This is a genomic window from Dietzia sp. B32, from assembly GCF_024732245.1.
GTDB lineage: Bacteria > Actinomycetota > Actinomycetes > Mycobacteriales > Mycobacteriaceae > Dietzia.
The window spans coordinates 963,199-988,998 of sequence record NZ_CP093845.1 but is presented as its reverse complement, the minus strand read 5'-3'; the positions used below and the strand labels follow the sequence as shown (position 1 = coordinate 988,998).

The 25,800-nt window shown below is 71.2% G+C and carries 30 protein-coding genes and 1 tRNA gene; 22 read left to right on the top strand and 9 right to left on the bottom strand.

Annotation, left to right across the window (positions count from 1 at the left end; all coding sequences use genetic code 11):
- Nucleotides 1-4: 4 nt before the first annotated feature.
- The 8 genes from L8M95_RS04705 to L8M95_RS04670 are packed head-to-tail and all read left to right on the top strand — an operon-like array spanning nucleotide 5 to nucleotide 8,566.
- Complete coding sequence (locus L8M95_RS04705) at nucleotides 5-2,107, top strand: biotin carboxylase N-terminal domain-containing protein (protein WP_260488359.1); 2,103 nt, start codon at nucleotides 5-7, stop codon at nucleotides 2,105-2,107.
- Nucleotides 2,100-3,245, top strand: coding sequence for an acyl-CoA dehydrogenase family protein (locus tag L8M95_RS04700; protein WP_260488358.1), 1,146 nt, complete (start codon nucleotides 2,100-2,102; stop codon nucleotides 3,243-3,245). The genes L8M95_RS04705 and L8M95_RS04700 overlap by 8 nt, the downstream gene beginning before the upstream one ends.
- Before the next feature lie 3 nt (nucleotides 3,246-3,248).
- Complete coding sequence (locus tag L8M95_RS04695; protein WP_260488356.1) at nucleotides 3,249-3,764, top strand: MaoC family dehydratase; 516 nt, start codon at nucleotides 3,249-3,251, stop codon at nucleotides 3,762-3,764.
- Nucleotides 3,761-4,627 (top strand): CoA ester lyase, encoded by an 867-nt coding sequence (locus L8M95_RS04690; protein ID WP_260488354.1) that lies wholly within the window; start codon nucleotides 3,761-3,763, stop codon nucleotides 4,625-4,627. Before L8M95_RS04695 ends, L8M95_RS04690 begins: the two co-directional genes overlap by 4 nt.
- Before the next feature lie 54 nt (nucleotides 4,628-4,681).
- On the top strand, nucleotides 4,682-6,331 hold the full coding sequence (locus tag L8M95_RS04685) for an AMP-binding protein (protein ID WP_260488352.1): 1,650 nt from the start codon (nucleotides 4,682-4,684) through the stop codon (nucleotides 6,329-6,331).
- Nucleotides 6,332-6,358: 27 nt separating this feature from the next.
- Nucleotides 6,359-7,135 (top strand): CoA transferase subunit A, encoded by a 777-nt coding sequence (locus L8M95_RS04680; RefSeq protein WP_260488350.1) that lies wholly within the window; start codon nucleotides 6,359-6,361, stop codon nucleotides 7,133-7,135.
- Nucleotides 7,135-7,788, top strand: coding sequence for a 3-oxoacid CoA-transferase subunit B (locus L8M95_RS04675; protein ID WP_260488348.1), 654 nt, complete (start codon nucleotides 7,135-7,137; stop codon nucleotides 7,786-7,788). The genes L8M95_RS04680 and L8M95_RS04675 overlap by 1 nt, the downstream gene beginning before the upstream one ends.
- A 31-nt stretch (nucleotides 7,789-7,819) precedes the next feature.
- On the top strand, nucleotides 7,820-8,566 hold the full coding sequence (locus L8M95_RS04670) for a CPBP family intramembrane glutamic endopeptidase (protein ID WP_260488346.1): 747 nt from the start codon (nucleotides 7,820-7,822) through the stop codon (nucleotides 8,564-8,566).
- A gap of 37 nt (nucleotides 8,567-8,603) precedes the next feature.
- On the opposite strand, the gene L8M95_RS04665 is transcribed toward L8M95_RS04670, so the two are convergent.
- From L8M95_RS04665 to rpmB, 5 genes are all read right to left on the bottom strand, one after another.
- Entirely contained in the window at nucleotides 8,604-9,548 is a 945-nt protein-coding gene (locus tag L8M95_RS04665; protein WP_260488345.1) for an AEC family transporter, read from the bottom strand.
- 171 nt (nucleotides 9,549-9,719) lie between these two features.
- Entirely contained in the window at nucleotides 9,720-9,977 is a 258-nt protein-coding gene (gene rpsR / locus L8M95_RS04660) for a 30S ribosomal protein S18 (protein WP_007632792.1), read from the bottom strand.
- A 10-nt stretch (nucleotides 9,978-9,987) separates the two neighbouring features.
- A complete protein-coding gene (gene rpsN, locus L8M95_RS04655) occupies nucleotides 9,988-10,293 on the bottom strand; it encodes a 30S ribosomal protein S14 (RefSeq protein WP_017836289.1) in 306 nt (101 codons plus the stop codon).
- Between the two features lie 3 nt (nucleotides 10,294-10,296).
- A complete protein-coding gene (rpmG, locus tag L8M95_RS04650; protein ID WP_010542298.1) occupies nucleotides 10,297-10,461 on the bottom strand; it encodes a 50S ribosomal protein L33 in 165 nt (54 codons plus the stop codon).
- A gap of 1 nt (nucleotide 10,462) precedes the next feature.
- On the bottom strand, nucleotides 10,463-10,699 hold the full coding sequence (rpmB, locus tag L8M95_RS04645) for a 50S ribosomal protein L28 (RefSeq protein WP_010542299.1): 237 nt from the start codon (nucleotides 10,697-10,699) through the stop codon (nucleotides 10,463-10,465).
- Nucleotides 10,700-11,073: 374 nt separating this feature from the next.
- On the opposite strand from rpmB, the gene L8M95_RS04640 reads away from it, so the two are divergent.
- The 7 genes from L8M95_RS04640 to L8M95_RS04610 all read left to right on the top strand — a co-directional run bounded on the left by L8M95_RS04640 (nucleotide 11,074) and on the right by L8M95_RS04610 (nucleotide 16,084).
- Nucleotides 11,074-11,331: a type B 50S ribosomal protein L31 gene (locus L8M95_RS04640; RefSeq protein WP_260488340.1), complete on the top strand. Its 258-nt coding sequence runs from the start codon at nucleotides 11,074-11,076 to the stop codon at nucleotides 11,329-11,331.
- A 52-nt stretch (nucleotides 11,332-11,383) separates the two neighbouring features.
- A complete protein-coding gene (gene rpmF / locus L8M95_RS04635) occupies nucleotides 11,384-11,554 on the top strand; it encodes a 50S ribosomal protein L32 (RefSeq protein ID WP_260488338.1) in 171 nt (56 codons plus the stop codon).
- Between the two features lie 219 nt (nucleotides 11,555-11,773).
- The gene (locus L8M95_RS04630; protein ID WP_260488336.1) at nucleotides 11,774-12,457 is read left to right on the top strand and encodes a response regulator transcription factor; all 684 of its coding nucleotides are present in this window, start codon (nucleotides 11,774-11,776) and stop codon (nucleotides 12,455-12,457) included.
- A gap of 14 nt (nucleotides 12,458-12,471) precedes the next feature.
- Entirely contained in the window at nucleotides 12,472-13,848 is a 1,377-nt protein-coding gene (locus L8M95_RS04625; RefSeq protein WP_260488335.1) for a HAMP domain-containing sensor histidine kinase, read from the top strand.
- Nucleotides 13,849-13,944: 96 nt separating this feature from the next.
- The gene (locus L8M95_RS04620) at nucleotides 13,945-15,366 is read left to right on the top strand and encodes a trypsin-like peptidase domain-containing protein (protein WP_260488334.1); all 1,422 of its coding nucleotides are present in this window, start codon (nucleotides 13,945-13,947) and stop codon (nucleotides 15,364-15,366) included.
- A complete protein-coding gene (locus L8M95_RS04615) occupies nucleotides 15,363-15,938 on the top strand; it encodes a molybdenum cofactor biosynthesis protein B (protein WP_260488333.1) in 576 nt (191 codons plus the stop codon). Before L8M95_RS04620 ends, L8M95_RS04615 begins: the two co-directional genes overlap by 4 nt.
- Nucleotides 15,935-16,084 (top strand): hypothetical protein, encoded by a 150-nt coding sequence (locus tag L8M95_RS04610; RefSeq protein WP_260488332.1) that lies wholly within the window; start codon nucleotides 15,935-15,937, stop codon nucleotides 16,082-16,084. The genes L8M95_RS04615 and L8M95_RS04610 overlap by 4 nt, the downstream gene beginning before the upstream one ends.
- Before the next feature lie 64 nt (nucleotides 16,085-16,148).
- Here the strand turns inward: L8M95_RS04610 and mscL are convergent, their stop codons facing one another.
- From mscL to L8M95_RS04590, 4 genes are all read right to left on the bottom strand, one after another.
- Complete coding sequence (mscL, locus tag L8M95_RS04605; RefSeq protein ID WP_260488331.1) at nucleotides 16,149-16,577, bottom strand: large conductance mechanosensitive channel protein MscL; 429 nt, start codon at nucleotides 16,575-16,577, stop codon at nucleotides 16,149-16,151.
- A gap of 78 nt (nucleotides 16,578-16,655) precedes the next feature.
- Nucleotides 16,656-17,099: a hypothetical protein gene (locus L8M95_RS04600; RefSeq protein ID WP_260488329.1), complete on the bottom strand. Its 444-nt coding sequence runs from the start codon at nucleotides 17,097-17,099 to the stop codon at nucleotides 16,656-16,658.
- A gap of 297 nt (nucleotides 17,100-17,396) precedes the next feature.
- Nucleotides 17,397-17,801 carry an FmdB family zinc ribbon protein gene (locus tag L8M95_RS04595; protein WP_260488327.1) on the bottom strand — a complete coding sequence of 135 codons (405 nt, stop codon included), beginning with the start codon at nucleotides 17,799-17,801 and terminating at the stop codon, nucleotides 17,397-17,399.
- A 37-nt stretch (nucleotides 17,802-17,838) separates the two neighbouring features.
- Nucleotides 17,839-18,465: a 5-formyltetrahydrofolate cyclo-ligase gene (locus L8M95_RS04590; protein ID WP_260488325.1), complete on the bottom strand. Its 627-nt coding sequence runs from the start codon at nucleotides 18,463-18,465 to the stop codon at nucleotides 17,839-17,841.
- A gap of 64 nt (nucleotides 18,466-18,529) precedes the next feature.
- Here L8M95_RS04590 and L8M95_RS04585 point away from each other — a divergent pair, with 64 nt between their 5' ends.
- The 7 genes from L8M95_RS04585 (at nucleotide 18,530) to L8M95_RS04555 (ending at nucleotide 25,722) form a co-directional block, all read left to right on the top strand.
- On the top strand, nucleotides 18,530-19,429 hold the full coding sequence (locus L8M95_RS04585) for a UTP--glucose-1-phosphate uridylyltransferase (RefSeq protein WP_260488323.1): 900 nt from the start codon (nucleotides 18,530-18,532) through the stop codon (nucleotides 19,427-19,429).
- 63 nt (nucleotides 19,430-19,492) lie between these two features.
- A complete protein-coding gene (glp, locus tag L8M95_RS04580) occupies nucleotides 19,493-20,770 on the top strand; it encodes a gephyrin-like molybdotransferase Glp (protein WP_260488321.1) in 1,278 nt (425 codons plus the stop codon).
- A gap of 22 nt (nucleotides 20,771-20,792) precedes the next feature.
- Nucleotides 20,793-21,452: a GNAT family N-acetyltransferase gene (locus L8M95_RS04575; RefSeq protein WP_260489162.1), complete on the top strand. Its 660-nt coding sequence runs from the start codon at nucleotides 20,793-20,795 to the stop codon at nucleotides 21,450-21,452.
- Nucleotides 21,453-21,585: 133 nt separating this feature from the next.
- Nucleotides 21,586-22,797, top strand: a complete 1,212-nt coding sequence (gene glpR / locus L8M95_RS04570) for a gephyrin-like molybdotransferase receptor GlpR (protein WP_260488319.1) — start codon at nucleotides 21,586-21,588, stop codon at nucleotides 22,795-22,797.
- Between the two features lie 113 nt (nucleotides 22,798-22,910).
- Nucleotides 22,911-22,983 (top strand) — tRNA-Ala (locus tag L8M95_RS04565).
- Between the two features lie 108 nt (nucleotides 22,984-23,091).
- On the top strand, nucleotides 23,092-24,342 hold the full coding sequence (locus L8M95_RS04560) for an alpha/beta hydrolase fold domain-containing protein (RefSeq protein WP_260488317.1): 1,251 nt from the start codon (nucleotides 23,092-23,094) through the stop codon (nucleotides 24,340-24,342).
- Nucleotides 24,343-24,468: 126 nt separating this feature from the next.
- Entirely contained in the window at nucleotides 24,469-25,722 is a 1,254-nt protein-coding gene (locus tag L8M95_RS04555) for an NADH:flavin oxidoreductase (protein ID WP_260488315.1), read from the top strand.
- Nucleotides 25,723-25,800 lie beyond the last annotated feature (78 nt).

Sequence of the window (25,800 nt, the reverse complement as noted above, 5' to 3'; positions counted from 1 at the left end):
CTCCATGTCAGAAAAACTGTCACAGAAACTCCACACCGTCCTGGTGGCCAACCGCGGAGAGATCGCGTGCCGCGTGATCCGCTCGCTGCGGGCAGCGGGTATCCGCTCGGTCGCCGTCTACTCCGACGCGGACGCCGACGCGCTGCACGTGCGCATGGCCGACGCCGCCGTCCGTCTCGGACCGGCGCAGGCCTCGCAGTCCTACCTCGACATCGACAAGGTGATCGACGCGTGCCGCCGGACCGGCGCCCAGGCCGTGCACCCGGGCTACGGCTTCCTCTCCGAGAACTCGCGGTTCGCGCGGGCGCTCGAGGAGGCCGGCCTGATCTTCGTCGGGCCGCCGGCCTCGGCCATCGAGACCATGGGCGACAAGATCACCGCGAAGGCCGCGGTGTCCGCGCGTGATGTCCCCACCGTGCCCGGGATCTCGCGTCCGGGGCTGACCGACGACGAGCTGATCGCCGGTGCCGCGGAGGTCGGGTACCCGGTCCTCGTCAAGCCCTCCGCCGGAGGTGGCGGCAAGGGGATGCGCCGCGTCACCGATGCCGCCGATCTGCCGGCCGCGCTGGAATCCGCCCGCCGGGAGTCAGCGAACGCCTTCGGCGACGACACGCTCTTCCTCGAGCGGTTCGTCGACACCCCGCGCCACATCGAGGTGCAGGTCCTGGCCGACACCCACGGCAACGTCATCCATCTGGGTGAGCGGGAGTGCTCGCTGCAGCGCCGCCACCAGAAGGTCATCGAGGAGGCGCCCAGCGCGCTCCTCGACGAGGTCACCCGCCAGCGCATCGGTCAGGCGGCCTGCGACGCGGCCCGCTCGGTGGGCTACGTGGGCGCCGGCACGGTGGAGTTCATCGTCTCGGCCCACGCCCCGGACGAGTTCTTCTTCATGGAGATGAACACCCGCCTGCAGGTCGAACACCCGGTCACCGAGATGGTCACCGGCGTGGACCTGGTCGACTGGCAGGTCCGCATCGCCGCGGGCCAGGAGCTCACCCTCCGCCAGTCCGACATCACCCTCACCGGTCACGCGATCGAGGCCCGCGTCTACGCCGAGGACCCGGCCAAGGGCTTCCTGCCCACCGGCGGCACGGTGGTCGGACTGGAGGAGCCGTCCGGCGACGGCATCCGCGTGGACTCCGGACTGCGCGTCGGCACGGTCGTCGGCAGCGACTACGACCCGATGCTCGGCAAGGTGATCGCCCACGGTGCCGATCGCGCCGAGGCACTGGCCCGGCTCGACGCTGCGCTCGCCGGCACCCACGTGCTGGGGCTGCGCACCAACGTCGACTTCTGCCGGTTCCTGCTCTCGCGGCCGGAGGTCATCGCCGGCGAGCTGGACACGGGCCTGCTCGACCGGTCGGTCGACGACTACACCGCGACCCCCGCTCCCGAGGGCGGACTGATCGCCGTGGCCATGCACCGCACCGAGGAGCGCTGGGCCAGGGTGCCCGCGCGGCGTCGCGGCCCGTGGGACGTGCCCAACGGCTGGCGGATCGGTGGGCGCGCCGAGGTGTGGACCCGCCTGGACGCCGGCGCCGGGTCCGACGCGGTCACGGTGGGACTCAAGGGGACTCCCGACGACGCCGAGGTGACCATCACCGACGCGACGATCGGCTCCACCGAGTCGCCCGAGGTCTCCTCCCGGCACCGCGCGCGGGTCGCCCGGGACGGCGCCTCGCTCAGACTGACCGTCGACGGCACCCAGCAGCGCTGGACCGTCGTGCGCTCGGCGGACCCCAAGGCCGCGGACACCTTCTGGGTGGCCGGCGACGGCGGGACGTGGGATCTGCGGATGCTGCCGCTCATCGATTCCCGGATCCACGACGCCGGGATGTCGGACGGCCAGATCCTCAGCCCCATGCCCGGGTCGGTCATCGCGTGCTTCGTCGCCGACGGCGACGAGGTGACCGCCGGACAGAACATCCTGGCCGTCGAGGCCATGAAGATGGAGCACGCGCTCCCCGCGCCGATCGACGGTGTGGTCCGCGTGCACGTCTCCACCGGCGAGCAGGTGCCCGCCGATCACCTGCTCGCGACTGTTGAACCGAGCACCGTCGAGCCCCACCCCTCCACCGAGGAATCCGAAGGAGAAGGCAATGCCTGAGTTGGAAGAGCACTACGCGGACCTGAAGTCGACGGTCGCGGACTTCGCCGACAAGGTGGTGGCCCCGGCCTCGGCCGAGCACGACCGCAACCACACGTTCCCGTACGAGGTCGTCGCCCAGATGGGCGACATGGGCCTGTTCGGTCTGCCCTTCCCCGAGGAGTTCGGTGGGATGGGCGGCGACTACTTCGCGTTGTCCCTCGCGCTGGAGGAGCTCGGCCGCGTCGACCAGTCGACCGCCATGACCCTCGAGGCCGGCGTGGGCCTGGGCGCCATGCCGATCTACCACTTCGGCAACGACGAGCAGCGGGCCACGTGGCTGCCCGACCTGGCCGCCGGCCGCACGCTCGCCGGCTTCGGCCTGACCGAGCCCGGTGCGGGTTCGGACGCCGGCGCCACCAAGACCACCGCGAAGCGTGACGGCGACGAGTGGGTGATCAACGGCAACAAGCAGTTCATCACCAACTCCGGCACCGACATCACCTCGTTGGTCACCGTCACTGCCGTGACCGGGGTCCGGGACAACGGCAAGAAGGCCATCTCGACGATCATCGTCCCGGCCGACACCCCCGGGTTCACGGCTGAGCCGGCCTACGACAAGGTGGGCTGGAACTCCTCGGACACGCACCCGCTGACCTTCGCCGATGCCCGCGTCCCGGTGGAGAACCTCCTCGGCGAGGAGGGGCGCGGCTACGCGAACTTCCTGTCGATCCTCGACGAGGGTCGTATCGCGATCGCCGCCGTGGCCACCGGTGCCGCGCAGGGCTGCGTCGACGAGTCGGTCAAGTACGCCCGTGAGCGCGAGTCGATGGGACGCAAGATCGGCGAGTTCCAGGCCATCGCGTTCAAGATCGCCCGCATGGAGGCCCGCGCCCACACCGCGCGCTGCGCCTACTACGAGGCCGCCCGCCTCATGTTGGCCGGCAAGCCGTTCAAGAAGGAGGCCGCCATCGCCAAGATGGTCGCCTCCGAGGCGGCCATGGACAACGCCCGCGACGCCACCCAGATCCACGGTGGCTACGGCTTCATGAACGAGTACCCGGTGGCGCGGCACTACCGCGACTCCAAGATCCTCGAGATCGGCGAGGGCACCACCGAGGTGCAGCTCATGCTCATCGCGCGCGGTCTGGGGCTGTAGGCGATGTCCGAGCAGCGCAGAGAGGTCGTCCAGCGTGGCCTGTGGTTCGAGGAGTACGAGGTGGGCACCGCCTACCTCCACCGCCCCGGGCGCACGATGACCGAGACGGACAACGTCCTGTTCACCACGCTGACGATGAACACCCAGGCCCTGCACCTGGACGCCGCGTGGTCGGCCGAGCAGCCGGGATTCGGCGGCGAGCGGCTCATGAACTCCATGCACACGCTCTCCACCCTCGTGGGACTGTCGGTCGCCCAGCTCACCCAGGGCACGATCGTGGCGAACCTCGGTTTCTCGGAGGTCAGCTTCCCCAAGCCGGTGCTGCACGGCGACACGCTGTACGCGGAGACGGTGTGCACGGACAAGCGTGAGTCGAAGTCTCGTCCGGGCGAGGGCATCGTGACCCTCGAGCACATCGGCCGCAACCAGCACGGCGACATCGTGGCCAAGGCGGTCCGCAAGACGCTCGTCCGCAAGCGGCCGACCGAGTCCGGACCGGACGCGGAGGGATCGCGGTGACCCCGACCCCCGCCTGGATACCGCCCGGCCCGGCACTGCTGTTCTGCCCGGCCGACAGGCCGGAGCGCTACGGCAAGGCCGCCGACCGCGCGGACGTGGTGATCGTCGACCTCGAGGACGCCGTCGCCCCCGCGGACCGTCCCGCCGCCCGGGACGCACTGCGGGCCTCGCGACTCGACCCGGAGCGGACGATCGTGCGGGTCAACCCGGCCGACACCGACGACCACGCGGCCGACCTCGAGGCCCTGGCCGAGACGGACTACCGCTGCGTGATGTTGGCCAAGACCGAGTCCGCCGCGCAGGTCACCGACCTGCACTCGACGACCGGTGCCGCGGTGCTGGCGTTGGTGGAGACCCCGCTCGGCGTGGTCCGCGCGGAGGAGATCGCCGCCGCGCCCGGATGCGCGGGGCTGATGTGGGGCGCCGAAGACCTCCTCGCCGCGATGGGCGGGTCGACCAGCCGGTTCTCGTCCGCCGAGGCCGGTGGCCCCCGCGTGGCGGGGGAGTACCGCGACGTTCCGCGTCACGCCCGTGCGCGCGTCGCGCTCGCCGCGGCCGCGTTCGGCCGGTGGGCGGTCGACTCGGTGCACCTGGACATCGCCGACTCCACGGGTCAGCGCGCCGAGGCGCTCGACGCCGTCGCCCTGGGGTTCGTGGCCACCGCGTGCATCCACCCGTCCCAGGTGGCGGTGGTCCGCGAGGCCTACGCCCCCGACGACGACGAGGTGACCTGGGCCCGGAAGGTCCTCGCCGCCGCCGAGCACAACCAGGGCGTGTTCCGGCTGGACGGTCGCATGGTCGACGGTCCCGTCTTCCGCCAGGCCGAGGCGACGATGCGTCGCGCCGCGGCCGCCACCACCTGATACCGCAATCCCCCTGTCGCGGGCCGTCCGGCCCCACCCCCAAGGAGTACCGAGATGACCACCACCGATCTCGATTCCACGACCCTCGACCCCGCGCTGTCCCATACGCGCGGGGAGACCGGAGTCCCCCTGCTCACCCAGACGATCCCCGAGAACCTCGCGGCGACAGTCGAGAAGTTCGGTGACCGCGACGCCCTCGTCGACGTCCGGGCGGACCGGCGGTGGACCTACACCGAGTTCCTGGCCGACGTGCGTCGTCTGGCCTCCGGCCTGCACCGGCTGGGGATCCGTTCCGGGGACCGGGTGGGCATCTGGTCGCCCAACCGGTGGGAGTGGGTGATGGTCCAGTACGCCACCGCCGAGATCGGCGCGGTGCTGGTCAACATCAACCCGTCCTACCGGGTCCACGAGCTGGAGTTCGTTCTCAAGCAGGCGGGCATCAAGGCCGTCATCGCGGCGCCCCAGTTCAAGGACTCCGACTACACGGGGATGCTCGCGCAGGTCCAGCCGAACTGCCCGGACCTCGAACTGGTCGTGCTCTTCGGCGACGAGGAGTGGGAGTCGCTGGTCTCGGGCCCCACCCACACCGAGGAACTGGCATCGATCCGCGCCGCACTGCAGCCCGGCGACCCGATCAACATCCAGTACACCTCCGGCACCACGGGTTTCCCCAAGGGCGCCACGCTCTCGCACTCGAACATCCTCAACAACGGGTACTTCGTCGGCGAGCTCGTCAACTACTCGGAGGTCGACCGGGTATGCATCCCGGTGCCCTTCTATCACTGCTTCGGCATGGTGATGGGCAACCTCGCGTGCACCAGCCACGGATCGGCGATGGTCATCCCCGCGCCCGCGTTCGACCCCGCGGCCTCGCTGGGCGCGGTGGAGCAGGAGAAGTGCACGAGTCTCTACGGCGTGCCCACGATGTTCATCGCCGAGCTCGCGCTGGAGGATTTCGACTCCTACGACCTGTCCACGCTGCGCACCGGGATCATGGCCGGCTCGCCGTGCCCCGAGTCCACCATGCGTCAGGTGATCGACAGGATGAACATGGAGGAGGTCTCCATCTGCTACGGCATGACCGAGACCTCGCCGGTGTCCACCCAGACCCGGCGGGACGATTCGCTGGACCGGCGCGTGTCCACGGTCGGCCGGGTCGGGCCGCACCTCGAGATCAAGATCGTCGACCCGTCGACCGGCGCGACCCTGCCGCGCGGCGAGGCCGGCGAGTTCTGCACCAGGGGCTACAGCGTCATGCTGGGTTACTGGGACCAGCTGGACAAGACCGCCGAGGCGATCGACCCCGAGGGCTGGATGCACACGGGCGACATCGGGGAGATGGACGACGCCGGCTACGTCCGCATCACCGGCCGCATCAAGGACATGGTCATCCGGGGAGGCGAGAACATCTACCCGCGGGAGGTCGAGGAGTTCCTCTACACCCACCCGGACATCCTCGACGCCCAGGTGATCGGCGTGCCCGACCCCAAGTACGGCGAGGAGCTCATGGCCTGGGTCCGGCTCAAGCCGGGATGCGACGACCTCACCGCCGACCAGGTCCGTGAGTTCGCCACCGGCAAGCTCGCCCGCCACAAGATCCCGAAGTACGTCCACGTGGTCGACGAGTTCCCCATGACCGTCACCGGCAAGGTCCGCAAGGTCGACATGCGGAAGACCGCGATCGAGATCCTCGGCATCGCCTGACTGCCCCCACACCCAAGGAGTGCGTGTATGTCCAACAAGATCATGACCGCGGCCGAGGCCGTCGCGGACATCCCCGACGGGGCGACCATCGCCGCCGGAGGATTCGGCCTGAGCGGGATCCCGCAGATCGTCATCTCCGCGCTCGCCGCCCGCGAGGTCGGCAACTTCGAGGTGTTCTCCAACAACGCCGGGGTCGACGGCAAGGGCCTCGGCATCCTGCTGGAGAGCGGCAAGCTCCGTCGTATCGTCTCCTCCTACGTAGGGGAGAACAAGGAGTTCGCCCGTCAGTACCTCTCCGGTGAACTCGAGGTGGAGCTCACCCCGCAGGGCACGCTCGCCGAGCGGATGCGCGCCGGCGGATCCGGCATCGGGGCGTTCTACACCCGCACCGGCGTCGGTACGTACGTCGCCGACGGCGGGATGCCGTGGAAGTACGACTCGTCCGGCGGGGTCGCGGTGGCGTCCCCGCCCAAGGAGACCCGCGAGATCCGCGGCGAGACCTACGTGCTCGAGCAGGCCATCGAGGCCGACTACTCGCTGGTGCGCGCCGCGGTGGCCGACCGCAGCGGCAACCTCCGGTTCAACCTCACGGCCCGGAACTTCTCGCCGCTCGCGGCGATGGCCGGCCGGGTCTGCATCGTCGAGGCCGAGAAGATCGTCGAGGTCGGCGAGCTCGCCCCCGACGACATCCACCTCCCGGGCATTTTCGTCCACCGCCTGGTGGAACTGACCCCGGAGCAGGTCGCCCAGACCAAGTGGATCGAGAAGACCACCACCAACCCGCCCTCGGAAGGACAGCGCTGATGAGCAGGATCGGACGCGACCGCAAGGCCATGGCCGCCCGGGCGGCGCTGGAACTGGAGGACGGCCAGTACGTCAACCTCGGGATCGGCCTGCCGACCCTGGTCCCCAACTACGTCCCCGAGGGCGTCAACGTCACCCTGCAGTCGGAGAACGGGCTGCTGGGCATCGGACCGTACCCGCACCCCGACGACGTCGACCCGGATCTCATCAACGCCGGCAAGGAGACCGTCACGACCCTTCCCGGCTCCTCGATCTTCGACTCGGCGATGAGCTTCGGCATGATCCGTTCGGGCAAGATCGACGTGGCCATCCTCGGCGCGATGGAGGTCAACCCGGCCGGCGACATCGCCAACTGGATGGTCCCCGGCGCCATGGTCAAGGGCATGGGCGGCGCGATGGACCTCGTGGTGGGCGCGCGCCGGATCGTCGTGGTCATGGACCAGGTCGCCAAGGACGGCTCATCGAAGATCGTCTCCGAGATCTCCCTCCCGCTGACCGGCCTGGGCTGCGTCAACCGGATCATCACGGAACTCGGCGTGTTCGACCGCGACGAGAACGGACTGACCCTCATCGAGATCGTGGACGGTGTGACCCTCGACCAGGTGAAGGCAGCGACCGACGCACCGTTCCTGGTGGCCGACGGGCTGGGATGACGACGCCTACGACACGCGGGCTCCCGCCGCGGTGACCCGTACGGGCGACAGCGCCCCCGGACTCTGGACCACACCGGTCCGGGGCCGGGTGGCGCTGTCGGCGTTGGCGTGGGTTCTCCTCTACGGGGCCGCCCTCGTCGTCGTCGTCATCCTGGGGCTGGTCGCCGCCCGGTCCCTGGGGGCCGCGCGGCCGGACACCGCGCTCCTCGCCCTGGTCGTCCTCGCCGGCACCGCCGTGGCCGCACTTCTCGCGGTGCGGATCCACCTCCTGCGCCGACGCGGTCTCGGGTGGGCGGACGTCGGCCTGCGGCACCCGGACCGATCGCCGTGGCACCTGGCCTGGCAGATCCCGGCCGTGATGGCCGCCGGCGCCGCCGCCTCGATGCTCGTGCTCATCCCCCTGGGCGCGGGCGCGGAGTCGGAGGGGGAGGACACCGATACGGCCATCGCCGACCTGGTGGCCGGAGGGCCGGTGTCCGCGGTGCTCGGACTGCTCACCGTCGCGGTGCTCATCCCGGTGGCGGAGGAGACGGTGTTCCGCGGCATCATGCTGCCGGCACTGCGCGCGCGGCTGCGGGTCGTCGGCGGGATCACCCTCGCCGGGGCGATCTTCGCGGCCGTCCACCTGATTCCCCCGGCCATGCCGTACCTGCTGGTCGTGGGGATCTCGCTGTGCGCGATGGCGGAGTGGTACCGGTCGATCGTGCCCGGCATCGTGCTCCACGGCGTCAACAACGCGGTCGTGTTCACCGGGGTGATCGCCGCCGGGATGGTCTGAGAAGGCCCGCCGCTGGGATGGCCTGAGGAATCGACGGTCAGGCCAGGAGCGCGGAGATCAGGAGGAGCACGGGCAGGGCGCCTAGTGTGGTGAGGACGGCCGAGTCCCGCGCCAAGAGCGTGCCGTGGCCGTAGCGGGTCGCGACCACCAGGACGTTCTGCGCGGTGGGCAGGGCGGCTGCCACCACCACCGTGAGGAGTTCGTGGTCCCGCATCCCCAGCAACCAGGCGCCGATCGCGTACGCGAGTAACGGATGGGCGACGAGCTTGAGTGCGCTCGCGAGGAAGATCTCGCGGCGCGGCGAGGCGCCGGCCTCGAGCACCTTGACCCCGTAGAGCGACATGCCGAACACCAGCAGCGCACCGGGCACGGAGATCTGCCCGACCAGGTGGACGGGCTCGAGGAGGGCCTCGGGCGGTGTCCACGGCAGGGCCGCCACGACCACACCCGCCAGCGCGGCCAGGACGATCGGCGTCCGGACCGACTGCAGCAGTGCCCCGAGAGCGCCCCCGTCCCCGCCGCCGTCCGTGCCCTCCGCACGCGCGGCGCGCTCGAGCACGGCGATGGCGACTGGTTGGAGGACCACCACCTGGAACAGCAGCAGCGGCATGACGAACCCGAGGTCGCCGAGGACGTACAACGCGATGGGGATGCCGAGGTTGGCGGAGTTGACGTATCCGGCCGACAGCGCACCGATGACGAGGTCCGCCGCCGGGCGATGGAGCCACAGGCGGGCGACCGCCATGTACAGGACGGCGATGATGATCGCCGAGACCGCGGACACCACGAAGACGCCGGTGAAGACCTGGTCGAGGGTGGTGCGGGCGAGGGAGTCGAACAACAGCGCCGGGGTGGCGACGTAGAAGACGAGGCGGTTGAGCACCAGCCGTGCGTCCGTGCCCAGAACCAGGGTGCGGGCGAGGATCCAGCCCAGCGCGACGAGCGCGACGATCACGGCGAAGCCGTTGAGGACGCCGGCCACGGGCGGACTCCTGGTGTCGGGGGAAGGGGGAACAGGGAGCGGTAACGCCGATCGGGGTCGTGCGCTCCTGCAGGAGGAGACACGACCCCGATCGGGTTGCTGTTGCCTGAGTCGGCGACTAGACGCCGCGGGCGGGACGGGCGGTTCGGTTCAACCGCGCCGAGGAGTGACTCAGCGGCTGGTGAACGGCAGCAGGGCCATCTCGCGGGCGTTCTTGACCGCCACGGCGACCTGACGCTGCTGCTGCGGCGTGAGGCCGGTGACGCGACGCGAACGGATCTTGCCGCGATCGGAGATGAAGGTACGGAGGGTGTTGACGTCCTTGTAGTCGACCGTCTCGATACCCGCCACCTTCAGCGGGTTCTTCTTGGGTCGACGGCCCTCCTGGGCGCGGATCTTCTTGGACGGGGTGCTACGTGCTTTAGCCATGGTTACCTACTCACCAACTCGACTTCGTGACACCGGGCAGCTCGCCACGGTGGGCCATCTCGCGCATGCGGACGCGCGAGAGACCGAACTTGCGGAGGTAGCCGCGGGGGCGGCCGTCGGCGACGTCGCGGTTACGCACGCGCACCGGCGAGGCGTCACGCGGCATCTTGTTGAGCGCGGTCTGGGCATCCATACGTGCCTCGTCCGTGCTCTCCGGGTTCTTGATGATTGCCTTGAGCTCGGCGCGGCGCTCGGCGAACCGGGCGACCTTTGCCTTGCGCTGCTCGTTGCGCGCGATCTTGGACTTCTTGGCCACGAGTCAGCGCTCCTCTCGGAATTCGACGTGCTTACGGACGACCGGGTCGAACTTCTTGAGGACGATGCGGTCCGGATTGTTGCGACGGTTCTTGCGGGTCACGTACGTGAACCCGGTACCGGCCGTGGACTTCAGCTTGATGATGGGGCGGATGTCGTTACGGGCCATCTCAGATCTTCTCCCCACGGGCACGGATGCGGGCCACGACGGCCTCGATGCCATCGCGGTCGATGGTCTTGATGCCCTTGGTCGAGACCGTCAGCGTGACGCGACGACCCTCGGAGGGCACGAAGTAGCTACGACGCTGGATGTTCGGGTTCCAGCGACGGTTGGTCCTGCGGTGTGAGTGCGAGACGGACTTGCCGAAACCCGGCTTCCGTCCCGTTACCTGGCAATGCGCCGACATGGCGTGTTTCTCCTTCCGCCCCGTCCATCGGTGGCGCGCGGCGGGTGGAGACGACCTCGAACGGCCAGGGCCGTACGGGGGGCTCACCGCCACGTCGCGAGCACCGTGAGAGGCGATAGCAAACGTGCAGACAACAGCGATGGTCTAGTTTACGGCCCGACCGCGTGAAACGGTAATCGGCACGTCAGCGGGCGTATCGCCGCCGGCGGGCACCTGCCCGCGGCGCACGAATTGGGTGCCCGGCCATCCTACGGGTACGATCTACCGATGCGTGTGCTGACACCGGGATCCCCGGTTCGGCCACTGGCACCAGCGCGCTCTTGCGTGAGCGAGCGCCAGACCCACAGACTTCTACCGAGCTAGAGGGATCCAGTATGAAGAGCGACATCCACCCCGACTACCACCCGGTGGTCTTCCAGGACTCGGGCACGGGCACCAAGTTCCTCACCCGTTCCACTGCGACCAGCAGCCGCACGGTCGAGTGGGAGGACGGTCAGACGTACCCGCTCATCGTCGTCGACGTGACGAGCGAGTCGCACCCGTTCTGGACCGGCGCGCAGCGTGTCATGGACACCGCCGGCCGCGTCGAGAAGTTCCAGCGCCGCTACGGCACCCGCGCCCGCCGCAAGTGAGCAGCGGGGCGTCCGCGCCCCGATCCACCTCCTAGACCCCGAGGACGAAATCATGGCAGTTCCGAAGCGCCGCCTCTCGCGCGCCAACACCCACTCCCGCCGGTCCCAGTGGAAGGCCGACAACGTCGCCCTCCAGGAGACCAAGATCGACGGCCGCTCCGTGGTGCTGCCGCGTCGTCTGGTCAAGGCCGCCCAGCTCGGCCTGGTCGACCTCGACCGCTGAGTCGAGTCGGCTGCGCCCCACGGGGCGTGGCCGAGCACGGCGGCGCCACGCGCGCCGCACGCACACGCCCGGTCACGAGCCCGGCGGGTCCACGCGGACCCGCCGGGCTCGTCGGCATCTGCGAGGTGGTCCGGGCGGTACGGGCCCGGTGTGAACGGTGTCAGCTCGTGTGGGCGAATCCTCAGCCGCGGTTCAGTCCCGTGCGGGAGAATTCCGGCTATGAAGATTCTCGTAGTCGACGACGACCAGGCCGTGCGCGAGTCGCTGCGGCGCTCCCTGACGTTCAACGGGTACGATGTCGAGCTCGCCGGTGACGGCGTCGAGGCGATCGAGCGCGTCGATTCCAACCGGCCGGACGCGGTCATCCTCGACGTCATGATGCCCCGTCGGGACGGGCTCGAGGTGTGTCGGATCCTGCGCAGTAGGGGAGACGACCTGCCCGTTCTCATGCTCACCGCCAGGGACGCGGTCTCCGAGCGCGTCGCCGGCCTGGACGCCGGGGCCGACGACTACCTACCCAAGCCCTTCGCTCTGGAGGAGCTCCTCGCCCGACTCCGGGCCCTCCTGCGCCGCCGCGGCACCGACGTCGAGGAGGTCGACGAGGTGCTGGAGTTCGAGGACCTGCGGATGGATCTGGCGACCCGTGAGGTCACCAGGGGTGAACGGCGGATCCAGCTCACCCGGACCGAGTTCTCGCTGCTCGAACTGCTCATGCATCACCCGCGACGGGTCCTGACGCGCAGCCACATCCTCGAGGAGGTGTGGGGGTACGACTTCCCGACGTCGGGGAACGCGCTCGAGGTCTACATCGGGTACCTGCGCCGCAAGACGGAAGGAGAGGGCGAGAGCCGGTTGATCCACACCGTGCGCGGAGTGGGCTACGTCCTGCGCGAGACGCCGTAGTGCCGGCCCGGGCGATGCGGACGGGGTCCGCACCGATCTCGCTCCATCAGCGGGTGACGCTGCTGGCGGCGAGTTCGGTGGGCGTCGCGGTGGCTCTCATGGCCGTGGCGGCGTACTTCGTCGTGTCGGGGTCGATGTACAGCGACGTCAACAACCGCCTACAACAGCAGGCCGACCAGCTGGTGAACAGTCAGCTCGCGTCCGAGTTCGCACTGCAGTCCCGGAGCACGCTGATCGCGCTGCGGGCCTTCAACCCCAATCTGGACGCCCAGATCGTCGCGCCCTCCGGCGTGCGCACCGCGACCGGGGAGCCCTTCCAGATCGGCGGCCCCGAGATCGCGGTGGTGCGCGGGGACGCCGAGTCGAGCCTGCGTACCTCCGGTGGCAAGCAGATCTACGCGGTCGGGGTCCGCGACGGGTCCACCCTCATCCTGGCGCAGGACCTCAGCCCGACGCGGGCGGCGCTCAACCGCCTGGCGATCGTGCTCACCCTCGTCGGGGCCGCGGGCATCGCCCTGGCCGCGGTGGCCGGGACCGCTGTCGGTCGCACCGGGTTGGCCCCGGTGGCCCGACTGACGCGGGCGGTGGAACGAATCGCCAGGACCGACGACCTCCGCCCGATCCCGGTGGCGGGGGATGACGAGATCGCTCGACTGACGAGCAGTTTCAACCAGATGCTGGTCGCGCTCGGTGAGAGTCGGGAGAGACAGGCGCGTCTCGTCGCGGACGCCGGACACGAGCTCAAGACCCCCCTGACCAGCCTTCGGACGAACGTGGAGTTGCTCATCGCGGCCAGTCGTCCGGGCGCACGGACGATTCCCGACGCCGATCGTCGCGAACTGGAGGCGGACGTGGTGGGGCAGATCTCGGAGCTGAGCCAACTCGTCGGGGATCTGGTCGAGCTCGCCCGTGAGGATTCCGGGGAGGTCGAGTTGGAGCCGGTGGCGGTCTCCGACGCGGTCGAGCGCGCCCTCGAACGGGTGCGGCGCCGGCGGCACGACGTGGACTTCGATGTGGAGCTGCGGCCCTGGTACTCCTTCGGTGACTCGGCGGGGATCGAGCGTGCGGTGCTCAACGTGTGCGACAACGCCGCCAAGTGGAGCCCCGCCGGCGGCACGGTGACCGTGCGGATGCGGCCCGTCTCCGATGCCGTGATGGAGTTGACGGTCGCCGACCAGGGGCCGGGCATTCCCGAGCAGGACAGGGAACTGGTCTTCGAACGCTTCCACCGCTCCCACGAGGCGCGCGGGATGCCGGGGTCGGGTCTGGGACTGGCCATCGTCCGCCAGGTCACGACCCGACACGGCGGCACCGTCGAGATCGGCGACGCCGAGGGCGGTGGCGCGCTGGTCCGCGTGACCATCCCCGGAAGCGAGCAACCGCCCGTGTGAGTTCCGCCCCCGACCGGGCTCCCACCGAGGAGCACCGCCGGGGGTCGGGCACAGGATCTCAGCGCGCACACAGCGCCATCGTGAACCATGGGGGCCATGGAGAACGACAACGGTCGGGGCCGGGGCGAACCCGGGACCCCGGAAGACTGGGCAGGCAGGCCGGGTGCGGGCCTCGGGGGACCGGCGCACCAGCCCGCCGGGGAGAACCCCTACGCGGGCCGGGGCCCGTACGCCGGCGCGTATCCGTACGGCGGGCAGGAGGTCCGTGCACCCGACGGCTCGGCCCAGGGGTGGGGTGGCGCAGGAGGGCCGACCACCGAGTTCGCCGCGCAGTCACCGCCGCAGGGGCCCCGGACCGGACCGTGGCGCCCCGCGGAGACCGCGCCTCCCTCTGGTCCGCCGCTCCACCCCGGCGGCGGGCCGGGTGTCGATCCCGGGGCGCAGTCGGGGCCGCGGAGGTCCGGCCGCGGCCTGCTCGCGGCCGGGATCGTGGCCGCCATGCTCGTCTCCGGCGGGCTCGGGGGCTGGATCGGTGCGACGGTGGCGGGAGGGTCCGGGCAGGGGTTGTCCTCGCCCATCAATGCTTCCCAACCCGAGGGGCGCGCGCCAGACGGAACCGTCGAATCGGTGGCGGACAAGGTGCTCCCGAGCGTCGTCTCGGTGGACGTGCGGTCCCAGACGGGGCGCGGCGAGGGGTCCGGGGTGGTGCTGACCCAGGACGGGCTCATCATCACCAACAACCACGTCATCGCGGCGGCCCGAGCCGGTGGCGAGATCCAGGTGCGCTTCGACGACGGCTCCACGGCCCCGGCGAGCATCGTGGGCACGGACCCGGCCACGGACATCGCGGTCATCAAGGCCGAGACCTCGCGCTCGCTCACCCCGATCGCCTTGGGGTCCTCGGCCACGCTGAACGAAGGCCAGGCCGTCGCCGCGGTGGGCTCGCCGCTGGGCCTGTCGGGAACCGTGACCACCGGCATCGTCTCCGCCCTCGAGCGCCCGGTACGCGCCGGCGGCGAACAGTCGGACCAGAGCACGGTGATCGACGCCATCCAGACCGACGCCGCGGTGAACCCGGGCAACTCGGGAGGCGCCCTCGTCAACATGGACGGCGAGCTGGTCGGGATCAACTCGGCCATCGCGTCACTGGGGTCGGGCAGCTCGGGATCGATCGGTCTCGGCTTCGCCATCCCCGTGGACCAGGCCCGGCGGATCGCGGACCAACTGATCAAGCAGGGGTTCGCGACCCGCGCTGTGCTCGGGGTGTCCGTGAGTGACGCGCCCGATGTGGACGGCGCCCTCGTGCGCGGCGTCGAGCCGGGTGGGCCCGCGGAGCGCGCCGGGATCAGGGAGGGGTCGGTCATCTCCGGGGTGGGGGAGCGGCTCATCGAGGGCGGGGACGCTCTCGTCGCGGCGATCCGGTCCCGGGCTCCGGGGGACACGGTGACCGTCACCTATGCTTCCCGTGAGGGCGAAACGCCGAACACCGTCGACGTGATACTGGGAGAGGCCAGATGAGCACCAGATTCGATCCGCGGGCTCTGCCCGGAGGCCGCAAACTCCCCACCGGCCTGGATTTCGACCCGGCCGCCGTCGAGCCCGTGGAGCCGCAGATCGCCGGCCGCGCGATGGTCGTGGTGGTGACCGACAGACTGAACGAGCGTGAGGATTCGATCGGCCCGCTGGTCACCGAACTGCTCGAGGAGGAGGGTTTCCTCGTCGGCGGTGTGGTGGGCGTCGCGGCGGACGAGGCCGAGGTGCGCAAGGCCCTCGAGACGGCCGTGGTCGGTGGCTTCGACTTCGTCGTGACCGTGGGCGGCACCGGGGTCGGTCCCCGGGACATCACGCCCGAGGTCACCGAGGAGATCCTGGACCAGCGACTGCCCGGCATCGCCGAGGCGATCCGCTCGTCGGGTCTCACCGCCGGCGCGGTCGACTCGATCGTCTCGCGAGGGTACGTGGGCGTATCGGGGAGCACGGTGGTCGCCAACCTCGCACCCAGCCGCGCCGCGATCCGCGACGGGATGGCGACGTTGTGCCCGCTCGTGTCGTACGTGGTGGCGCAACTGTCGGCCTTCGAGGAACTGTGACCGAGCCGCGGCCGGTGGACCGGGCGCGGCTCGACGAGGTGTTCGGCGAGACCCTGCCGGAGACGACCTCGGACGAGGCCCGGACCGCGGACGGTCGGATCGACGACGACTGGTGGCGCGAGCAGCGCCCACCGCACCACGGCTGACTTCACGCCGACGCCCCGCCGGCCAGGTGTGTGCCGACGGGGCGGGGACGCTGCGCTGAGCTGATCAGGCGTTGCTGGACGGGCTCTCGGGGTCGGACGGGTGCGTCAGCGGGCGACCGGCGAGCAGGTCGCGGATCTCCACCAGGAGGTCGTTGTCCGACGCGGGCGCCTCGATGCCCTTGCGCTTGGCGGCGGCCTCCTTCATCTTGTTCATCGGCCCGACCAGGACGAAGTAGATGATGGCCGCGATCAGCAGGAAGTTGATGATCGCGGTGAGGAGCATCCCGAAGTCCATGACGGTCTCGGGGTTGCCCTCGAGGATCTGGACGGCGAAGCCGATCTCCTTGTTGCCGCCGAGCAGAGCGATCAGCGGGTTGATGATCGCGCTGGTGAACGCGTCGACGATCGTCGCGAACGCACTGCCGATGACGACCGCGACCGCCAGGTCGATCACGTTGCCCTGCATGATGAATTCCTTGAAGCCCTTGAGCATTCGTGCACCCCTCTCGTAGTCGGTTTCTGTTGCTCGATCCGGCGACATTACCAGCCGGCCACCCGCCTCCAGGGCCCTTCATCCGTGGACCACGACGGCGAGCGGTGTGCCGGCGGCCGTCGCGGCGAGGTGGGCGGCATCGGCCTCGGGGACCTCGACGAGCAGCGAGCGCCCGCCGGACCGGCCTTCGGGGGCGTCCCGGACCCGGGCGGCGTGGGCGACGAGCTCTGGGGCCTGACCTGGGGAGAGCTCGGTTGTCCCGATGAGGTCGACCACGTCGCCCGGCCGGAGGAGGTCGGCCACGGCGGGGTCGGCGAGCGGGATCGGGACGACCCGGACCCGGCCGCGCGAGGGGTCGCCACCGAGCTCGGCGGCGGGAGCAGCGGGGTCCACGGGCTCCGGGGAGCCGGGGCGGTCGACGAACGGTGCGGCCACCACCAGTGCGGCCGCGAGCCCGATCCGGGCGGTGCGCCGCCGTCGCCACCGTCCGGGAGGGGCCACCGAGGAGATGGTGCGGCGCATGGGTCCCCCGTCGGTCGAGGCGGCCGGTGTCCGGGCGCCGGATCAGTGGGCACCGGGCGGGCCGGCGCTTGCGATCAGACCGTAGCGGCGCGACGGGGCACCGGCCTCGCGGCCGGCCGGCGGAGCCGCCGCGCCTGTGGAGGCGGCCCGGGGGTGTGGATGACCGGGCGCGGGTCCGGGTCACCGCGGGCGTGCGCGGGGGCGGTGGTGCCGGGTCCGTGGTGCCGGAGTGCTGGTGGCGGCGGGTGGTGGCGGGTGGTGGCGCGGTGAGAACTCAGTGGGGGCGGGAGCGACCCGTCAGGACGACGACGACGACGACGACGAGGTCGACGATCCCGAGGAGGAGCCCGAACCGGAGGTCGCGCCCGTGCGGGAGCCCGAACCGGAGCCCGAGGACCCGGACGTCGATCCGCCGCCACCCGAGGAGCTGCTTCCCGAGGAGCTGCTGCCCGACGAACTGCTGCCCGACGAACTGCCGGCGAGCGAACCTCCGCCGGACTTGCCGCTCGATCCGCCCTCGCCGGAGGCGCGACTGTCGGTGCGGTAGAAGCCGGAGCCCTTGAACACGACGCCGACCGTGTTGAAGAGCTTGCGCAGCCCGCCGTTGCACTGCGGGCAGACGGTCAGCGAGTCCTCGTCGAAGGACTGCTGGATGTCGAAGGCGACGTCGCAGTCGCGGCACCGGTAGGAGTAGGTGGGCATCTTGCCTCCCGAGGAGTATCGGACAACGACTGGCACTCTACTCCGGCGAGTGCCAAGTTCCGAAGTCGAGAACCGCCTCCGGGGTGATCACGCCGTCGACGGGGCGGTCGTGCGGCTCGGCGGGCACATGGTCGACCAAGTTCTCGGGGTCCAGGAGCGCGAGCATCCTCGTACCCGGCCCCGCCAGCGCCAGGGACCGGTCGTAGTAGCCCCCGCCCCGGCCGAGTCGATTGCCCGTCCGGTCCACGGCGACGGCGGGAACCAGGACGAGATCGGCCCCCGAGATGAACTCCGGCCCGGCGGGCGGTGCGGACGGGACGGGAATGCCGAACCGGCCGGGGACCAGATCCGCCGGCCCGGCGTACGCCGCCCACTCCAACGGGCCGACCACGGGCGCGACGGGCAGGAACACCCGGGCACCGCACCGGATGAGTTCCTCCGCCAGATCCCGTCCGCCGGCCTCGTCGTCGTCGGGAACATACGCGCACACCACCGTCCCCGCGGCGACGATCCGGCCCAGGTGGTCGAGGATCATCCGGTCCCGCTCGGCGCGCACCGGCGCCGGCACGGCGGCGCGGCGGGCGAGCACCTCACGGCGCAGCCGCGACTTGGCCACCGCGAGGGGGACGACGCCGTCGCTGAGATCGGACCGGTCGGACTGCATGACCCCAGTCTGCCGCGCGTGGCGTCACGCCGAGGGGGCGGGTGCGAGGTCTAAGGTGGTCGCCATGACGTCCAGTACCTCTGTCGAACCGCAGTTCCGGACCGCCGTCGTGCCGGCGGCCGGCCTGGGGACCAGGTTCCTGCCCGCCACCAAGACGGTGCCCAAGGAACTGTTGCCGGTCGTGGACACCCCGGGCATCGAACTCATCGCCGAGGAGGCCACCGAGGCCGGCGCCGGCAGGCTCGCGATCGTCACCTCCGAGCGCAAGGTCGGTGTGATGGCGCACTTCTCCGAGGACACGGTCCTCGAGGACACGCTCTCCGACCGTGGCAAGGACGTCCTGCTGCACAAGGTCCAGCGCGCGCCGGGGCTCATCGAGGTCGTCGACGTGCGTCAGGACGAGCCGCTGGGGCTCGGACACGCGGTCGCGCAGGTGGAGTCGGTTCTCGGGGACGAGGAGAAGGCCGTCGCCGTGCTGTTGCCGGACGACCTCGTCCTGCCGTTCGGGATCCTCGGCCAGATGTCCGATGTCCGGGCCGCGCGCGGGGGCAGCGTGCTGTGCGCCTTCGAGGTGGATCCGGAGAACGTCTCCTCCTACGGCGTGTTCCGCGTCGAGGACACCGACGACCCCTCGGTGAAGAAGGTGCTCGGCATGGTCGAGAAGCCCGCCGCGGAGGACGCGCCGTCCAACCTCGCCGCGGCCGGGCGGTACGTGCTCGACCGCGCCATCTTCGACGCGCTGCGGCGGATCGAGCCGGGCGCCGGCGGCGAACTGCAGCTCACCGACGCGATCGACCTGCTCATCGGCGAGGGGCACCCCGTGCACGTCGTGGTCCATGACGGCACGCGGCACGATCTCGGCAACCCGGGTGGCTACATCAAGGCCTGTGTGGACTTCGCGCTGGACAATCCGGCGTACGCGGACGACCTCCGCGAGTGGCTCTCGGACCGACTGGGTTCCTGACGGGCCCGTAGGTGAGGCGGGCCCGGTCAACGGGCCGTGACTGGTACGGGAAGGGGACACCTGGTGCGCTCCGTCGAGGAACAGCTCGCGTTGGTGACGGCGGCCGCGGTCGCGCCGCGCCCGGTCCGCGTGGCGATCTCCGAGGCGCAGGGACTGCTGTGTGCCGAGGAGGTCGTGGCCGAACGGCCGTTGCCGGCGTTCGACCAGGCGGCCATCGACGGGTACGCGGTCCGCAGTGTCGACGTGCGCGTCGGCGGTCCCGCCGCGCAGGGCGGATCCGTCACGCAGGGCGGGGACGGCCCCGCCGGGTCCGCAAGCCTGCCCGTCGTCGGTCAGATCACCGCGGGATCCCGCCAGCCGGCCCGGCTGCAGCCCGGCCAGACCGTCCGCGTGGACACCGGCGCGCCGCTGCCCACGCTCGCGGACGCGGTCCTGCCGATCGGGTGGGCCACCGCCGAGGGACGTCACATCACCCCGACCCGCGCCGTCCGCACGGGTGACTACGTCCGCCGGATCGGTGACGACGTGCAGCCCGGTGACGTGGCGGTACGCGCGGGCAGCATCATCGGGCCGGCGCAGGTCGGGCTGCTCGCCTCCGTCGGTCGGGCGAAGGTGCTCGTGCACCCCAAACCGCGGATGGCGGTCATCTCCGTGGGCGACGAGCTCGTCGACGTCGACGGCCGCCCCGGCACGGGTCAGGTCTACGACGTCAACTCGTACGCCCTCACCGCGGCCGGCCGGGACGCCGGCGCCGACGTCCACCGCGTGGGTATCGCCAGTACCGAACCTTCCCGCCTGCGCGAGGTGCTCGAGGGTCAGCTGGTCCGCAGTGAACTCGTGGTGGTCTCCGGCGCCGCCGGCGGCGAGGCCACGAACCGCATTCGTCAGGTCATGGCCGAGCTCGGGCAGATCGAGGTCAACCGGGTGGCCATGCACCCCGGGTCGGTACAGGGTTTCGGTCGGCTCGGCCGCGACGAGGTGCCGACCTTCCTGCTGCCGTCCAACCCGGTGAGCGCGCTGGTGGTCTTCGAGATCATGGTCCGGCCCCTCATCCGGATCGCGCTCGGCAAGCGGCAACCCATGCGCCGTACCGTCCGCGCGCGGACCGTCGCGCCGATCTCGTCGGTCGAGGGCCGGCGTGGCTACCTGCGTGGACAGCTGATGCGCGACACGGACACGGGCGAGTACCTGGTCCGCGCACTCGGCGGGGCCCAGGGATCCTCCACCCACCTGCTGGCCTCGCTCGCCGAGGCGAACTGCCTCGTCGTGATCGACCCCGGCATCACCGCCGTGCGTACGGGTGACGAGGTCGACGTGATGTTCCTCGCCCAGCGCGGGTGATCGGGTCGGCGACGTGAGCGGCCTGTGGAACGCCCTCGCGGCCGACACGGTCGCGCATCCCGGGTGGCCCATCGAGGCGGGACCGGTGCGCGTGCGCGCCGGTGTGGTGAGCCTGCGGCCCGTCCGGCGCCGCGACGCCCGGGACTGGGCGGCGTTGCGACTGTTCGAGCGCGACCACCTCGAGCCGTGGGAACCGACCGTCGAGGGCCGGTGGCACGAGAACAACTCCGCGCGGGCCTGGCCGCCCATCCACGCGCAGCTCAAGCGATACGCCCGCGCCGGGGCGACCCTGCCCGCGGCCATCGAACTGGACGGGCGCTTCTGCGGGCAGCTCACCGTGGGAGGGATGGTCCGCGGCGCGCTGCACTCGGGGTGGATCGGCTACTGGGTGGGGCGGCCGTTCGTCGGCGGCGGGGTGGCCACCGCGGCGCTGGCGCTGGGCGTCGACCACGCACTGGGGCCGGGAGCCCTACACCGGGTCGACGCCACCGTCCGGCCGGAGAACACCGCCAGCCGCGTCGTGCTCGGCCGGTGCGGTTTCCGCGAGGAGGGACTGCTGCGGCGCTACCTCCACGTCGACGGCGCGTGGCGCGATCATCTCCTCCTGGCACGTACCCGGGAGGAGCACGGGCGGGGCGCCGTCGCGGCCCTCGTGGCAGCGGGTCTGGCGCAACGCGCGTGAACACGCGTCTGAGTATGTCCTGAGCATCGTGACCTGCGGCGCGCCGTCACCGGACGCGGCCGACGCGCCGTTACGGTGGGGACCTCACCGCGACGTCCCGTGTCGTCGGTAGACGCTCGAGGAGGCCTGATCGATGTCGAGCTCGCTGCTGATAATCCTGCTGGTGGTGGTCTGGCTTTTCGTCCTCGCGCCGATGCTCATCCGGTCGCGCAATCCCATACGCCGCACCGGTGACGCACTGGCCGAGACCCGCACGCTCTACTCGGGCGGCTCCGGCCGTCTGGTGCCCAGTCGGGGCCGTGCCGCCACCGATCCGGTCCAGACCGAGGCCGAGGAGTCGCTCTTCGGTCTGCCGTCCGGGGCGGGCGCGACGGACGCCGAACTCCTCGACACCGAGACGTGGGAGCACCTGCTCGAGCAGACCCTGCGCCGCGAGGCCGCGGGCCGGCGTGGCGAGGCCGTCCGCCGGGCGATGGAGCAGCGGCGCGCAGCCGCGACCGGCGAGCCGTCCGCCGAGGAGATCACGTCCGAGATCCCGGCGGTCGTCGTGGTCGACGACAGGGACTCCGTCCGTGCCGTGGCGTCGATGGACGAGCGGACCGCCTCGGCGGTGGCCGCCGAGGTCGGCGACATCCGCGCCACCGTGGCCGGAGCCGACGCACGCGCCTCGGAGACCGACGACGAGACGCGGCGACCGGTGGTCGTCGACGGCGAACTCGTCGAACGCCGGGCGGGGGAGCGGGAGTCCGAACGGACCGATCACGCCGAGGACGCCGCGGGCATCGACGAGGAGGCCGTGCTCACCCACCGTGGGCGTCGGCGTCCGGCCGAGCCCGAGGTCGAACTCACCGACGCCGATCTGGACTTCGCCGAGCGGCGTCGTGGGCGCGGGGCCTACGACCCGATGGCGGACCGCGAGGCCGCGGAGCAGCGGGCACACGCGCGTCAGCGCACGGCACTCATCCTCGTGGCGCTGTCCGTCGTCACGGTGATCGCCGCGCTGCTCACCGTGCCCGCCGTGTGGTGGTCCGCCGGAGGCTCCGTACTGCTGCTGGCCGCCTACATGACGTACCTGCGTCGCCAGGTCAAGCTCGAGGAGAGCCTGCGCCGCCGCCGCGTCGAGCGGATGCGTCGTGCCCGGCTGGGCGTGGAGTCCCGCGAGGACGACGAGCTGTCCGTCGTGCCGCCCCGCCTGCGCCGCCCCGGCGCGGTCGTGCTGGAGATCGATGACGAGGACCCGGCGTTCGACATGCTCGACACCTTCGACGATCGCCTCGACTCCGACCCCGGTCACCACGATCGCCGGCGTCATCATCGCGAGCCGTTGCGGCGCGCAGTGGGGTGACAGGCGGCCCGGTTTGGTCGGGGGACCGACCATCCTGGTAAGGTATTCCACGCTGCTCGAGAGGGTGGCGCAGCCGCCCGGTAGAGTGGCAACGTCGCCCGCAGGGGCGGCGAGGGGCTATAGCGCAGTTGGTAGCGCGTCTCGTTCGCATCGAGAAGGTCAGGGGTTCGATTCCCCTTAGCTCCACCCAAGGACTTCGAGTTCAGAGGCCGTTTCCGCGCAAGCGGGGACGGCCTTTCCGCTTTGTGTTGAGCTGGCCCTGCAGTGAGACAGCGTTGTCCCCGAGGAGGCGCAGTGGCCCGTCACACCGTCACCGTCGCGGTCGTGCGGCGATTCTCCGCCGAGCCCGGGGACGTGCTCGCCCTCGCCCCCGCCACACGGTGGCGGGAGTGGGCGGGCCCGCTGCTCCACCGACTCGGTCGGCGGTACGCGGGGTACGTCGCCGTGCGTGCGCTCCCCGGGGGTGGCGGCGAACTCGAGTGGACCCGGTCCCTCCGGTCCCCCTCCCGGCCCGTCGGTGTGGTCGAGGGTTGCGTCCTGCGGGTACTGCTCACCCTGCTGGCGCGCCGACTGGTCACCGAGGCGGACCGGCGGATCCCCCTCTCGCGTCGGCCGAGCCCGTCGGCTCGGCTCCAACGCCTCGGTCTGCAACTGGTCGTCCGTCCCGCGCTCACCGTCGCGCCGTTCGACCGGAGGTGGATACGGATGATGCGCGCGGTGGCCACCGCTGCGTCCCGTGCCACGGGGTCCCGGCGGGTGGCCGGCCCGGCGTGCGGCGCGCCGGTGCCGGGACTCTGGGTCGACGGGCCCGAGGGCGCCCCGGGCCTGCTCGTCCTGCACGGCGGGGGCTACGTCGCCGGATCCCCGGACACGCACGCCGCCATGGCGGTGACCCTCGCCCAGCTATCCGGATCGACCGCCTACGTGCCCGACTACCGGCTCGCGCCCGAGCACCCGTACCCGGCCGCCCTCGACGACGCCGACGCCGCATTCCGACACCTCGCCGAACGAGTCGGCGGTGCCGGGCGGGTCGCCGTCGCCGGGGACTCCGCGGGCGGAGCTCTCGCTCTCGGTCTGCTCGACCGCCTCCGCCGGCGCGGGGAACACCCGGCCGCTCTGGCGTTGGTCAGCCCCTGGGTCGACCTCACCGACCCCGCCGGGTCGGACCGGCGGGGTCGTGCGAGCCGGTGGATCGGGGCGATGGACCCGCTCACCCCGCCGCGGATCGCCCGCGCCTGCCGCGACGCCTACGCCGGGGACACCCCGGTCGACGACCCGGGGATCTCACCCGCTCACCGGCCGCTCGACACCACCGCACCGCCGACGGCGATCGTGTGCGGCGGTGATGACTTCGTGGTCGCGGACGTCCGTTCCTTCGTCGAGACCAGCCGCTCCCGCGGCGCGTCGATCGACCTGCGGGTCTGGCTCGGCATGGTGCACTGCTTCCCGGTCGTGGCCGGGACCCCGGAGGGGGCCTCGGCGCTCGCCGTACTGGCCGCGCACATCCGGAGGAGCACCGTCGGTGCGGGCGGCCCGAGCGGGTAAGGCCAACCTATGGTCCGCAGGTGACGGGCGGTGGCGCGGCCGGGCCCGGGGTGCATCCAGATTTGCGCGGCAAAAGTGCTGGCCAGACGCGGGACCGGAGCAGTGGAACAGGTTATAGTTCTGGTCATGAGTCTCGCGCCCGGCACACCCGCACCCGACGTCTTCAGCCCCGGCAAGATCGGCAACGTGACGCTGCGTAACCGCATCGTCAAGGCCGCGACCTTCGAGGGGCGTTGTCCCAAGGGGCGGATCACCGACGAGCTCATCGAGTTCCACGCCGAGTACGCGCGCGGCGGCGTGGGGATGACGACCGTCGCCTATCTCGCGACCTCCCCCGAGGGCCGCACCGACAAGCACCAGTATCACTGGGGCATGGACGACGGCGGGATGCTGCGCAAGCTCACCGACGCCGTGCACGCCGAGGGCGCCGCGATCTCGGCCCAGGTCGGACACGCCGGGGCCGTGGCCAACGGTTCGTCCAACGGGCTGCCCCCGCTCGGGCCGTCCCGGATCCCGGCTCCCACCGGGCTGGCGATCACCAAGGCGTGCACCGAGGCCGACATCGACCGGATCGTGGAGGACCACGTCCGCGCCGCGCGCGGGGCCCACGAGGCCGGGTTCGACGCCATCGAGGTGCACTTCGGCCACAATTACCTGGTCAGTGAGTTCCTCAGCCCCAAACTCAACCGGCGCAAGGACTCCTACGGTGGATCGCTGGAGAACCGCGCCCGCTTCGCCCGGCGCATCGGCCGCGCCATCCGGGATGCCATGGGCGACAAGATCGCGGTGACCATCAAGCTCAACATGGACGACGGGGTGCCCGGCGGGTTCTGGATCGACGAGGCCCGCCAGGTCGCCCAGTGGCTCGAGCAGGACGGCTCCGCCGACGCGTTGGTGATGACGGTCGGCAGCTCCCTGCTCAACCCCATCTACCTGTTCAAGGGCGCCGCGCCTCTGGAGGAGTTCGCCGCCACCCAGCCCGCGGTGATCAAGATGGGCATGAAGATCGTGGGCCCCAAGATGTTCAAGGAGTACCCGTACACCGACGCGTACATGTTCGACGACGCCCGACAGATCCGCGAGGCCGTGGACCTGCCGATGATGCTGCTCGGCGGCATCGTCGACCGCCCGTCCATCGACAAGGCGATGGGTGCCGGCTTCGAGTTCGTCGCGATGGGCCGTGGTCTGCTGCGCGAGCCCGACCTGCCGAACAAGCTCAAGGAGGACGACCGGCGTCGATCCCTGTGCGTGCACTGCAACCGCTGTATGGCCACCATCTACAGCGGCAGCCGCTGCGTGCTGCGTGAGTACGTCCCGCCCATCCCCGCCCGCGGCGGCCACGACACACTGCAGCCGACCCGACTCACCCCACCCGTCTAGAGCGGACGCGCCCGGCCGTCGCGCCTCACGGACCCCGGCGGGCCGCTACGGTGATCTCATCGGGTGGCCCGCCGCTTT